Raw genomic sequence first — 12,785 nt, 5'->3', positions numbered from 1 at the left:
CCTCGCGTCCCAGCTCCTGTGGCTCGTCCGCTCGATTTTTAACGGATGCCGCTCGGCGTTCGACGAGGTGACGACGCTCACCGCTCCGCGTTTGCGACCGCTTCGTCGAGCGCCGCTTTGCCGGCCGCTTCTGCCTCGTCTGCCCGCTGTTTCATCGCTGCCACGAATGATTCGTCGTCGATCATGTCGAGATTGGCCCGGACAGTCGCGACGGACGCCTGTAGCGCCGCCGCCGCGAGCAGCGCCCCGACGGCCGCGTCCGGGACAGCGACCGGCGTCCCCTTCGCAGTCACCGTGCGGGCGTGCTCAACGACGTCGAGACAGACCTCGGCCGTCTCCAGTGGCACTTCCGTCGAACGTTTCGAAGCCACCTGAATCCGGTCGTCGTCCCCGGACTCGATTGCGGCCCCGACCGCGTCGACCGTGGCTGCGTCCTCGTCGGCGAGGGCAAGCAGCCGTTCTCGCCGGTCGGCCAGCGTGTCACCAACCTCGCTTAGTTCATCAGCCGCTGCCTCGGACCCATCTGTGCCGGCGGTGTGGATACAGACCATCTCACAGAGCGCCGCGCCCATCGCGCCGCCGACGGCCGCGACCGCACCGCCGCTCGGGGTCACCTGGTCCGACGCGACGTCGTCGAGAAACTCACTGATAGGCTGGTCCGCGAACGTCATCTGTCGGGCTCAACCCCAGTCGGCTCTGGTGATTGACTGTCCATACCACGGCACTCTCGCCCCACTCGCCTAATGATTTCCCTGAAGGTATTCGCCCTCCGCGTGGGCCGTTCCGTCACAAAGGCTATGACCGGACTCTGTCAAGACGCTGTATGGCGTCTTCGTTCGAAATCGTCCAGCCAGCGACGGTACCGACAGAGCAGTTCAACACCTGTGAGACAGAGGTCCGGAAGCTCACGGACCCGCTCGGCTGTACGGAGATGCGGGTGAATCAGGTCATCGTCGAACCGGGATCGGTGACGACACCGCACACGCACGACGGCCAGGAGGAGGTGTTCGTCGCGACGACCGGCGGCCAGATAGCCGTCGAGGGTGACCTCCACGATGTCCCCGAGGGCGGGATCGTCCGCGTCCACCCGGACACGGTCCGGAATCTCTGTAACCACACGGACGAGACACACACTTGGCTCGCTTTCGGCGCGCCGCCCGTGGGAACTGTCGAGAACTTCGGGGACTACGTCGTCAAAGAATGAGCCGAGGCGGCCAGCCCGTCAACCAAGTCCGCACACGGAACGGCTGCCCGTCTCAGCCCCCGTCTCCCAGCGCGTCGTTCAACTCCGGCACGACCTCGTGGAGGTCGCCGACGACGGCGTAGTCGGCCTTCTGCATGATGGCCGCCTCCGGGTCGGTGTTGATAGCCAGGATGTTGTCCGCACCCTTACAGCCCACCATGTGCTGCACCGCACCGCTGATACCGCAGGCGACGTAGAGGTCCGGGCTGATCTTCGTGCCCGTCTGTCCGATCTGGTCGTTGTGCGGTCGCCAGCCCTCGTTGACGGCGGCCCGCGACGCGCCGACGGTTCCGCCGAGGCTATCGGCCAGCGTCTCCAGTTTGTCGTAATCCTCCGGACCACCGACACCGCGCCCGCCGCCGACGACGACGCGGGCCTCGCCGAGCGACACACCGGTCTCGTCGGACTCCTCGACTCGGTCGACACTGACCCGGAACGCGCTCTCGTCGAGCGACGGCTCGAACGGCTGGACCGTCGACTCAACTGTCTCTGTCGCCGTCTCCGGCGAAAACTCGTGTTCCGCCGCAGTCACCAGTTTCGTGTCACTGTCAAGGCGTGTGTGTTCGACGAGGCTACCACCCCATCGCTGGCGCGACAGTTCGTACACGTCGCCGGCCTCGACGTCGAGACAGTTGGCCGCCATCGGCAGGTCGCGCCTGGCACCGACGTGGGCTAGCACCTCCTGTCCGCGGTCAGTCCCCGGGGCGACGACTGCGTCCGGGTCCGTGGCGTCGAGCAACTGCGCGATACTCTCCGCCCAGGCCTCGGGTGCGTACGTGTCAAGCCGCTCGTCACCGACGTGGTGGAGCGTCTCTACGCCGTAGTCACCGAGTTTCTCCCCGAGCGCCGCCGATTCTGCGCCGAACGCGACGGCTTCGAGCGCCGCGTCGGTCGCCGTCGCCAGTTCACGGGCCAGCGTGAGCGCCTCCAGCGAGGGCTCTTCGGGACTTCCGCCCGCATGTTCGACGAGGCTCAGTATCACAGTCAGATCACCTCCAGGTCGTCGCGGAGCAGGTCGACGACTGCGGGTACGGCGTCCGATCCATCGCCGAGCACCTCGGCCGAGCCCTCCGTGCTCTCCGGCGCTTCCAACCGGACTTTCTCGATACCCCCGTCGAACTCGCTGGCGACTGGGTCCTGCCGCCCGATCGACTGTTTGCGCGCCTGCATCTTGGCGCGCATCGAGGCGTAGCGGGGCGTGTTGAGCCCCTCCCTCACGCCGACGGCCGCTGGCAGGTCGAGTTCGTACACCTCGGTCCCACCAGTCACGTCGCGCTCGGCGACGGCCGTCCCGTCCTCAATCGTCAGGTCTGACACGCCCGCGACGAACGGCACGTCCAGCCGCTCGGCGACGCGAACCCCGACCTGGTGGTTCGCCACGTCGGCCGATTCGTTCCCGAACAGGAGGAGGTCGAACTCCGGATCGGTGCCGGCGTCGCCGCTGAGGGCGTCCGCGAGCGCGGCCGCCGTTTCGCGAGGCCGCCACTCCTCCCCGTCGGTTTCCAGCAGCGTCGCCTCGCCGGCCGTCATCGCGAGCCCGGTCCGGAGCTGTTCGTCGGCGTCCACCGATCCGAGCGACATCACGGTGGCCGTCCCGTCGTGGTCGTCGGCCACCTGAATGGCCTCCTCGACGGCGCACTCCTCGTGGGGCGATATCGTGAACCCCAGATGGCTCGTGTCTATCTCCTGTTCGTCGTCGGTCAGTGTGAGCTTCGCGCCGGTGTCCGGCACGCGTTTGATGCAGGCTACGGTGTCCATGTCGTGTCTCCGTCGTTCGATTGCAGTCGGTTCACTGGCTGTGCTAGCTCCTGATGCGCTCGTTCTCCGGGTTGAACAGGGGCCGGCTCCCGACGACCTCGACGGTCACCGGATACTGCTGGCCCATGTACTCGACCTGGAGGCTCTGCCCTTCCTCGGCGTGGGACTGCGGGAGGTACGCCATGAGGAGGTGCTTGCCAACGCTCGGGCCGGTCCCGGCGCTGGTGACGTACGACCGACGACCCTCGTCGTCGACCAGAACGTCCCCGTTCTCATCGAGGACCGGTTCGTTCCCGAGCATGAAGCGGCGCTCGCCGCCCTCTGGCGCGTGGTCGTCAACGGACAGCGTACATAGCGTGGCCGTATTCTCCTCGTCGATAGCCTCTGCGTAGGCTTCCTTCCCGATGAAATCGGCGTCCTTGACACCGTGGAAGGTCAGCCCCGCTTCCGCCGGGTTGTACTCCAGTTCGAGTTCGTGCCCGAACAGCCGGTACCCCTTCTCCAGGCGGCCGGTCGTCCCGTAGACGCCCATGCCGGCCGGCCGGACATTGTGGTCCTGGCCGGCCTCCCAGAGCACGTCCCAGAGCCGGCGGCCCTGACCCATCGGAGCGTAGATCTCCCAGCCCTGCTCGCCGATGTAGGAGAGCCGCATCGCCCACGCGTCTACCTCGCCGACCGTGATTTCCTGTGCCGTGTACGGCTCGAACGCGTCGTGGGACATGTCTTCTTCGGTGACGCCCTCCACCATATCCCGGGCGTTCGGTCCCCAGACGCCCAGCGTGCACAGCGACTCGGAGCGGTCGATCATCGTCACGTCGGCGTCGTCCGGGATGTGGCCGCCGAACCAGGCCCGGTCGGACCCGCCCGCCGCGCCGCCGGTGACGACTCGGTAGTGCTTGGGGCCGAGTCGGGCGATTGTCAGGTCCGAAACGAAGCCGCCGTTTTCGGCGAGAATCGGCGTGTACACGGTCTTGCCGACGTCGACGTCGATGCGGCCCACGGCCATCTGTTCGAGGTAGTCGACGACGTCCGACCCGCGGAAATCGAAGATGCTGAAGCCCATATCGCCGATCATCGAGACGTGCTCGCGGGTGTGGAGATGTTCCGCGAGGATAATCGGCGACCACCACCGCGAATCCCACTCGTTGGGCCGCTGGAACTCGGCGAGCTCGTCCTCGTACCGGCCCAGTAGATCGCTGTTCGATTCGTACCACTGCGGCCGTTCCCAGCCCGCGGCCTCGAAGAACTCCGCGTCGAGGCCGGCCTGCTTCTCGTAGAACGGGCTCGTCCGGAGTTCCCGCGCCGACTGGTACTGTTCGGCCGGGTGGACGATGTCGTATATCTTCTGGAACCCTTCGCTGGCCCGGTCCTTGACGAACGAGCGGGAGGTCCCGTACTCGTAGAACCGGTTCACGTCGGCCCCGTGGAGGTCGATGTCCGACCAGCCACGCGTCATCCACTGGGCAACCGCCTCGCCGATGGCCGGGGCTTCTTTGATCCAGATTGCGGCACACGACCAGAGCCCGTCGACGTCCTGCAGTGGGCCCAGAAGCGGTGCACCGTCTGGCGTCTGCGAAAGTAGGCCGTCGATTTCGTGGCGGATGCCGGCCTCGGGGTCGTCGAGGAGTTCCGGGACGATCTCCAGCGCGTCGGCCATCGACTGCTCGAAGGCGTCGTCGGTCAGCGGCGGCTGGGTCGGCGAGAGCGGCGCTTCGTCGATGGACGGGATGTCCTCGACGTCCCAGAGTATCGGCCGGTGTTGATACGACCCGACTTCGAGGTCGTTCCCGTGCTGGCGCTCGTACATCTGGGTGTCCATGTCGCGGACGACCGGGAACGATATTTCGCCCTCGTAGTCCTCGAAGAAGGAAATCGGGCCGACGCTGACCATCTGGTGAACCGCCGGTGTCAGCGGGATCTCGACGCCGGCCATCTCGGCTAACTTCGGGCTCCAGAGCCCGTCCGCGATGACCACCTCGTCGGCCGTGACGGTCCCGCGGTCGGTCTCGACGGCCGCTATCGACCCGTCTTCGACGTGAAGGTCGAGCACTTCGGTGTTGGGCGAGACGTGCAGGCCGCCATCAGTGTACTCGTCGGCCCGCGCTCGCATCACTTCACCGGCCCGAAGCGGGTCACACGTGCCCGCCCCGGTGCTGTAGAACCCCGCCTCGACGAGGTCAGTGTTGACGTACGGCACGAGCGCTTCGACTTCCTCGGGGGTCAACAGCTCCGCCGGTTCGCCCCACGCCTTCGCCGACTGGATTCGGCGTTTCAGTTCCTCGGCCCGTTCCTCGGTGCGTGCCACTTCGATACCGCCGCTGTTGGTGAACGTGTCCATGTCCTTGTACTGCTCAATGCTCCGTCGGGTGAGGTGGGTCATCTCCTCCGAGTGTTCCACCGGCATCAGGAAGTTCGAGGCGTGACCCGTCGAGCCACCGGGGTCGGGTAAGGGCCCCTTGTCCAGAATCGCGATGTCTTCTCGCCCCATCCGGGCGAGATGGTACGCGAGGCTATTCCCGACGATACCGCCACCGATGAGTACTGTCTTCGCCGCTGACGGCAGTGAGTTCGAACTCATCGCGATCTCCCCCGTATGCTGGCGGACCGAACTGTACGCTCGCCTTTCGTGGTGACAGCTCTCAACATCGTCCGTTTTGAGGGTGGCCTCTTTCCGGAAAGAAGCAGGGACCACAGTTCTGCGGTGATTTATATACAGCTGGGACGCAGACCGCCGGAATCGTTCGTTGTTCAGGGAGTCAGCAGCTACAAACCCCTGTTTCTGTTCGGTAGTCGCGTCGACGGGGCCACGCTGACGTTTCAGAGTCGGAGGGACGGGTAGAATACTCATTCTGTAAAAAAACCAAGGGTATGAGTTTTGTGCCGTCCGTTGGAATGGTTCCGACGCGCTCTCTGGTCGTCATCTCGGTCTCCGGATCGAAGGTACGCATGACCGGTTTCGACCCGGCCTGAGAGTCCTCCGTCAGTTGGGTCGCAGTATCATATTGGTGTGCAGGCTCCTGTTCACGGGAATCCATTACAGCCAAACGGGCTGACGTGACGTACCACGCCTCTGTCCTCACTACCCCGTTGCTCGAATGACAACGGTAACGTCGTGATTTCACGCCAAGAGAGATCACCGACTGTTACTGTCGTGTATTACACCTGCTGAGTAATACCAAGAGCGCAGGCCGAAGGCATTGCCTGAACCTTGAGAGTCTGCTCTGTCACCGGTCTCCCGACATCACTCGCGCTGATAGCGGTGGGTGCTGCTTCAGTCCCGATTTCTATAGGGCGGTGCAGTTCAGGAATAGTGACAGCCCATTCGATGTCGGGCTGGCCGTCCACGGGGCCGAGAATAACAATCGTACCAACATTAGCCCACAGAGCCTATCAGTATCAGACGGATATTGTGAAGAAGGAACTACATAACAGTGTGGCGGCGCGTGGTCGACGATCGCCGAAGCAGTTGTGGCGCTGTTGTCGTGCCGTTTCAGTCGGCCTGCAGCGCCCGGACTGTTTGGTGCGTCGCTGCCGACACTGAACGGGCGAGTGCCGTCGCGTGCCAGTAGTCCGCAACGCTTCTATCGAGCGTGGTGGCCGATATCTTTCCCTGATGATGTGTTAACTCACGGTCAGCGGCCATGGCCTTGTGGCCGGCGTCAACGAGTACCGTCCGGACCAGTTCCGGCTGTGAACTCGATTCGAGGGCCGCGGTGAGTGCATCGTACGCGGTCTGCCTGATGTCGCGAACCGCTGTCCCATCTGATGGCCGAGCGAGTTCGTCCGCCTCCCGACGTGACTGAATGCGGTCGAGCGCTCGGAACCGGGCGATCTGGCTGTTCGCATCGACAACAGCGCTCGCGGGCCCGACGGCATCAGTGAGGCGGCTGAGACCGCTCTCCACCTCCCAGCGGAGTTCGTCCACAACCATCTGTCCCGGAGATCGCTCGTCAGCGGCCGTTTCCGGCGGCAGGTCCGCCTGCCTGTCGCGGATGTCCACAAGCAGTGTTTCTGCTGCATCTGTCAGCGTCGGCCTGACTGTCCCGGCATCGGATGGAAGCGAAGCAGCGAACCGGGCCCGCAGGTGGCGAGCGTCGTCGAGATACGCCTGTGCCGACTCGGCCGTCTCACCCCATTCGGCGACCGACAGGAACTCCGACTCTTCTCTGGGTAGGACGTCCATGTCACTGGCCCGCTCCAGTCCCGTCTCGATACGGGCGTGGACTAGCGCCGCGCGCACCGGGTCAATCCCGACGTATTCGTGCTCCTGCCGGGTTTCGTGGGCCGCAGACACGGTCCTTTCGTGCTCGTTTCGGAGCGGAGCAGCGGTACGGCCACTCTCGACAACACTCCACCCCGCAGCGGCGTAGCGGGCGTTTTCGCGAGCGCGACGCAACGACCGGAGCGCCATCAACCCGGTTCGGGCCGTCCGCGCATCGTCGAGGCCGTCTGAGGCATCACTGGCGGCATCTGTCAGGTGCTGTCGGATGTGACCGTTCGGGATTTCTTCGGGGCCCAACGGTGTGGGAAGCGTCGCCAGCAGCGAGCGTATCCGCTCCCTCGCGGCGTCGAAATGCTCCGCTGTGATGTCGACCGGGATCGAAGGAGAAACAGGGGATTCTCGCTCTTCGTCGCGCGGGACATCGGGCAGATTGTAGGCATCGATAGTTGCCTCGCGTTCCCCACCCAGACTGTCGATACTGCTACAGCCAGCGATAGCACTGGCCCCAACCAGGGCGAGCACACCACGGCGGGTCATCCGACCGGACTCCCCGCCCGTCGCGGACGTGTCGTCGGTCATGCCTGCTCACCACCAGTCTGGGTTCGGCGGTCGCTATCCGTGGCTGACCCGCCCCCGCCCTCGCCCTCGGCATCGACTCGCTGGCTGTCACAGGCGCTCCCACCAATGGAGGAGGAGTAACTGGAGATGTCGTCGGCGTTGACTGTATCGGGAATCCGGATGAACCACACCGCGTACACCTTGTTGCCTGCTGTGCAGGGTTCGTCGTAGGGGCGACTCACTCGGCTGTAGTCGGTCGAGACGCTGTTCGTCGTCCAGCTGACCTGACAGAGCGTTAGTCGAAAGCACTCCTCGACCATCACGTTCTGGACGTAGACGGTTTCCGTGTCGAAGTCAGTCTCGTCGAGGAAGGTTTCGACCAGCGAACTGTCCACGTCTCCGGCGACGGCGAGCCGGTCCGCTTTAGATTCCGTATCGATAATCTTGGACTCCAATCGATGGGAATGCTGGCTTTCGGTTGGCCGACCGTCTCCATCGTCGAGCCAGACAGGCTGCCGGTCGGCGTCAACGCGTGTGACAACTGCCGCCGGATCGGACTCCATGCCAGTTCTCGGAGCGGTCGAGTCATCGTTTTCGGAAGCGGTGCGTGTTGATTCGTCGCTGCCCTCGAACACTCCACTACAGCCGGCCAGCATCGTCGCTAGCCCGCATGCGCTGTGGAGGAGGGTACGCCGAGTGGAGGGGACCATCGTGTAATTTCACGCTTATAATGTCAGGTATAAAATTCTCGTGGTAGATGGACGTTACCGAGAGCGTACCAGACATCCCGAAGAATAGATCGAGGAGTGGCTTTCTATCGTATTCGGTACTTGTATATCTGTGAATTCAGGCCTTATGTAACTATATTCGGCTCTATTGGCTTATATTACACACATCCGTGGTCAAATACATCCCTCTGAGTGGTGTCTTCTGGAACCAAGAAGTATGGCTGCTAAGTGGTGGAGAGACGCAGATATCGCAACAAAACGGCTAAACCGGATCGACGCGTTCTGGCGATAATGGGGTCAGTGCAGTCGAAAGTCGCACAGTTGATCGAAACGTATGGACTGACGTCGATGGGAACGGAACTGGAGCACGCGTGGCTCGGGAAGAATAGGGAACGGCAGAGTCTCCGTGACCTCGCTGATCGGTTCAATCAAGCGCTGCTTGTGGCTGCAATCCGCAATTCGGGCATGGACGTCATCGACGGCGAACCGGCGAACTTCTATCGACTCTTGACGGACGACGACGTCAGTGCGGGCAAACGGATCGAAGCGCGGAACCGACTCGAACGGGCAGGCATCGACGTCGATACGCTGGAAAGCCAGTTCGTCACGTATCAGGCGATTCGGTACTATCTCACAGAGGTTCGTGATGTGAGCTACGAGCCTGAATCCGAAACTGAACAGGTCGAGCAGGAACGCGGGACAATAGACCGCCTCCGCAGCCGCGTCGAGACAATCGTCCGGGACACGGTCGACCGACTGAACACCGCTGACAAACTCACTGTCGGCGAGTACCGAGTGTTCGTGAGCATCGATATTCGCTGTCAGGACTGCGGGACACGCTACGGCATCAGTGACCTTCTCGACCGCGGCGGCTGTGACTGTGAGTGAGCGCTCAGTAGATTCGGTCTTTGGGGGGACCACAACAGGATCAGATATCCGTAATCCGGTTGTAACTATCCGGAAGCGCCTGCGCGTCCTCGGGGAGCAACGCGACGACGAGATAGGTGGGGTACTCCGCGAAGTACTCGACGAGCGAGGCGATGCGCTCCGCATCGATGGCTTCCAGTGAGTCAAGCAGCATGAACGGGACGTCCTCGTACACGTCGTGGACGAGGTAGCCGGCGAGTGCGAACACGAGCCCGGTCACTTCCCGCTCACTCTCGCTCAGATGGCCGACAGTGTCTTCGTAGACAGTTCCACCGTCGGTACTCCTGACGACGTGGAGCGTGAACGTCGATCCAGTGACGCTGTCATCGCTGTTATGGACCGGGTCATCGGGCGTGTCGGTCCGTTCGAGCCAGATCCGTTCGATGTTGCCGTAGCCGAGAATATCGAGCAGGTCGTCCATCTTCTCGTTGAACTGGTCGGTCGCCTCGGCTTCGAGGCGGTCGATACGTGACCGGAGGTCGATCAGCTCGTCAACCACGTCTTCCCGTTGGGCAGCTAGTTCGTCGTTTCGGCGGATGTCCGACTCGATGTCGGCGATCTCCTCGCGTACCTCGTCTCGTTCGGATTCGAGCCGGTCCAGTTCCAGCTCCAGTTCGTTCGCTTTCGTATGGAGTTCGAGCACTTCGTCGAACTCTTCGGTTCGGAGCGAGGTGACCCGCTCCTCGAGTTCCTCGACGCGGGCGGAGAGGTTGTTGCGTCGCTCTCGGAGGTCGACAACAGTCGTCTGCCGGCGCTCGATTTCGGCGTCGACCTCCTCAATCGTGGCGGTGAGTTCTCGCGCTCGCGTGCGCGTCTCCGCAATTTCGTCACGTCGGTCGGTCAGTTCGTCGAGTTCGTCGTCGATATCGTCGATCTCCGTGACCGTCTCCTGAAGGTGGTCACGCATACTCTGGAGCGTCGACTCGATACGGTCCGGTTTCACTCGCGAGCCACAGGTCCAGCAGGTCGTCTTTGACCCCTTATACAGCTGGTCCGTGATGTCACCCACACTTTCTGGCTTTGCGTCGATAGCGTCGGTTATCTCCCGGTGCTCGCCGGACAGCAGTTCCTCGTTGAACCCGACGACGTTCTGCAGTCGGGTGGTGTACTCTGAGAGCTCTCGTTTGCGCTCTCGAAGCCGGTCGATGTCCGATTCGAGCGCTTCGAGTCGCTCGTCCGGCGATTCCGGAAGCCCGGATCGTTCGACCGCGAGGCTCCCTCGCTCGTCGCGCAGTGCCGCGATACTCTCCTGTTCTGACTGGATATCGTTTCGCACACGTTTCAGTTCGGATCGAGTCGCCTGGAGTTCATCGAGGGCCGTTTCGAGTTCGTCCCTGTTTTCCTGGGTCGTCTGGAAATCCACGTCCCGCTCGTCGATTCGGTCCTCCACGCGCTGGAGCTTGTCTCTGGTCTCAGTGATCTCGTCGCGCAGAGTTGCCTGTTGCCGTTCGAGATCGGGGAGGTCACGCTTGAGCGACGCGATACGATCGAGTTCCGCATCGATCTCTTCCTTGCGCTGTTCGGCCGCACGTATCTGTCGGTGGATCGACGCCACGTCGACGGGCCGCATAATGATCTCGCGAAGGTCCTCACCCCGCTCGACGGCTCGTCTGGCCTCGTTGTCTTCGAGCAGGAACGCGAACAGATCCGCAACCGTCGGGTCAGTGAGCAGGCCGAGGCCCGACCCGGTAACCCCGTTGTCCGTTCTGGTCAGTGTTTGGGTGTACGTCTCCTCCCCCAGTGAGAGTTCGACGTGCCCCTGGTCGGCGTCACCTTTGATGCTCGCCCACTCGCTCCCGTGAGCGGACATCACCGCCTGTAGAAACGATGTCCGATTAGTCGCGTTCCGGCCTCGGAGCACAGTCACCCCTGGTGGGACCTCGACTGTCGTCTCGTCGATCCCCCCGATTTTTTCGACGGTGAACGTAGCCACCTCCCCAGATACCGAGAGTGAACCCATATTTCGGTGTGTGCGAGTGACGGATATAAGCACTATGGCGCGTGTGGCACCACACATTCCGATTTCTATCCCAGTAGTTGCCTGCGGCTAACAAGCATATGTCTGTTATTCCAACGGATTCGCGGATCTAGTTCCGTGCAGAAACAATCGCCTAAATCCAGATAGCAAACAATTTCGGTAAATAACACTCTCAAACGTGTACCTTTATATTACACAATGGGCGTAGCTGTCGGTGTCGTTGACCATGACAGATCAAGACCGGGCCGAGAGTGCGCTTCGCGCCCACGTAACCTCCGTCAAGGAGGACCTGATGACGGGCGTATCGTTCATGATCCCCTTCGTGACTATCGGGGGTATCTTCCTCGCCGTCGCGTACGCGATAGGGGACACACAGACAGTGTTCGAGAACACCGGCTCGGCAGGCTGGTTCCTAGCACAGGTCGGTACTGCCGGGCTGACGATTATGGTTCCGATTCTCGGCGGATACATCGCGTATGCCATCGCCGACCGTCCGGGACTCGCCCCGGGATTCCTGCTGGCATACATTCTCCAGCAAGGGAACGTCGTCGCCGAAGCGGCGACAGTAATCGGTATCTCCGGCGGCGAAGCCGGTGCCGGCTATCTCGGCGCAATCGTCGCTGGGCTGCTGGCCGGGTACGTCGCGCGTTTCTTCAAGAACCTCGACGTCCCCGAGTTCATCCAGCCGATGATGCCGGTACTGCTGATCCCTGTCGCGACAATGGCGGTTCTAACGCCCATCATGCTGTTCGTGCTGGGCGTCCCTGTCGCACTCGCCAACGAAGCCCTGACCTCTTTCCTGCAGTCGATGCAGGGCGGCCAGGCTATCGTCGTCGGCCTCATCCTCGGCGGGATGATGGCCTTCGACATGGGTGGTCCCGTTAACAAGGTCGCTTACGTGTTCGCGACTGGGCTCATCACGGAGGAGATCTACGCACCGATGGCCGCGGTGATGATCGGCGGGATGGTTCCGCCGATCGGCCTCGCGCTCTCAAACTTTATTGCACCGCACAAGTACGCGGCCGAGATGTACGAGAACGGAAAAAGCGGTGTCGTGCTCGGCCTGTCGTTCATCACCGAGGGCGCGATTCCGTACGCAGCCGCGGACCCGCTGCGCGTCATCCCGGCTATTGTGGCCGGTAGCGCTGTCGGCGGCGCGACCTCGATGGCCCTCGGCGTCACGATGCCCGCACCCCACGGCGGTATCTTCGTGGTCCTGCTTTCGAACCAGCCACTCGCATTCCTGGGCAGCATCCTTCTGGGCTCACTCGTGACGGCCGTCGTCGCGACGGTGATCAAACCGGACTTCGAAGACCGTATCGACGCCGGGGCGGAGACGAGCACCACGCAACCGACGGACGACTAACTACG

At 62.7% G+C, this 12,785-nt stretch carries 10 protein-coding genes; 3 read left to right on the top strand and 7 right to left on the bottom strand.

The window, feature by feature from the left end; all coding sequences use genetic code 11:
- Positions 1-77: 77 nt before the first annotated feature.
- The gene (locus tag AV929_RS18640) at positions 78-671 is read right to left on the bottom strand and encodes a cyclodeaminase/cyclohydrolase family protein (RefSeq protein WP_064288979.1); all 594 of its coding nucleotides are present in this window, start codon (positions 669-671) and stop codon (positions 78-80) included.
- Positions 672-823: 152 nt separating this feature from the next.
- Between AV929_RS18640 and AV929_RS18635 the strand changes: the two genes are divergently transcribed.
- Positions 824-1,204 carry a hypothetical protein gene (locus tag AV929_RS18635; RefSeq protein WP_064288978.1) on the top strand — a complete coding sequence of 127 codons (381 nt, stop codon included), beginning with the start codon at positions 824-826 and terminating at the stop codon, positions 1,202-1,204.
- A gap of 52 nt (positions 1,205-1,256) precedes the next feature.
- Here AV929_RS18635 and AV929_RS18630 read toward each other — a convergent pair whose 3' ends face one another.
- From AV929_RS18630 to AV929_RS18605, 5 genes are all read right to left on the bottom strand, one after another.
- Entirely contained in the window at positions 1,257-2,225 is a 969-nt protein-coding gene (locus tag AV929_RS18630) for an electron transfer flavoprotein subunit alpha/FixB family protein (RefSeq protein ID WP_014031173.1), read from the bottom strand.
- Between the two features lie 2 nt (positions 2,226-2,227).
- On the bottom strand, positions 2,228-3,001 hold the full coding sequence (locus tag AV929_RS18625) for an electron transfer flavoprotein subunit beta/FixA family protein (protein ID WP_064288977.1): 774 nt from the start codon (positions 2,999-3,001) through the stop codon (positions 2,228-2,230).
- A 43-nt stretch (positions 3,002-3,044) separates the two neighbouring features.
- A complete protein-coding gene (locus AV929_RS18620) occupies positions 3,045-5,579 on the bottom strand; it encodes an FAD-dependent oxidoreductase (protein ID WP_064288976.1) in 2,535 nt (844 codons plus the stop codon).
- A gap of 912 nt (positions 5,580-6,491) precedes the next feature.
- Positions 6,492-7,802: a hypothetical protein gene (locus AV929_RS18610; protein WP_080510105.1), complete on the bottom strand. Its 1,311-nt coding sequence runs from the start codon at positions 7,800-7,802 to the stop codon at positions 6,492-6,494.
- A complete protein-coding gene (locus AV929_RS18605) occupies positions 7,799-8,491 on the bottom strand; it encodes a hypothetical protein (RefSeq protein ID WP_064288974.1) in 693 nt (230 codons plus the stop codon). Before AV929_RS18605 ends, AV929_RS18610 begins: the two co-directional genes overlap by 4 nt.
- Before the next feature lie 309 nt (positions 8,492-8,800).
- Here AV929_RS18605 and rdfA point away from each other — a divergent pair, with 309 nt between their 5' ends.
- Positions 8,801-9,397: a rod-determining factor RdfA gene (gene rdfA / locus AV929_RS18600; RefSeq protein ID WP_064288973.1), complete on the top strand. Its 597-nt coding sequence runs from the start codon at positions 8,801-8,803 to the stop codon at positions 9,395-9,397.
- Positions 9,398-9,437: 40 nt separating this feature from the next.
- On the opposite strand, the gene AV929_RS18595 is transcribed toward rdfA, so the two are convergent.
- Complete coding sequence (locus tag AV929_RS18595; protein WP_023843005.1) at positions 9,438-11,396, bottom strand: archaea-specific SMC-related protein; 1,959 nt, start codon at positions 11,394-11,396, stop codon at positions 9,438-9,440.
- Between the two features lie 244 nt (positions 11,397-11,640).
- On the opposite strand from AV929_RS18595, the gene AV929_RS18590 reads away from it, so the two are divergent.
- Positions 11,641-12,780, top strand: a complete 1,140-nt coding sequence (locus AV929_RS18590; protein WP_014031166.1) for a PTS fructose transporter subunit IIC — start codon at positions 11,641-11,643, stop codon at positions 12,778-12,780.
- The last annotated feature ends 5 nt before the right edge of the window (positions 12,781-12,785 follow it).

Source organism: Haloarcula sp. K1, assembly GCF_001647155.1.
In the GTDB taxonomy this organism is placed as follows: domain Archaea; phylum Halobacteriota; class Halobacteria; order Halobacteriales; family Haloarculaceae; genus Haloarcula; species Haloarcula hispanica.
The sequence above is the reverse complement of the archived record's forward strand: the minus strand, read 5'-3'. Positions and strand labels throughout refer to the sequence as shown.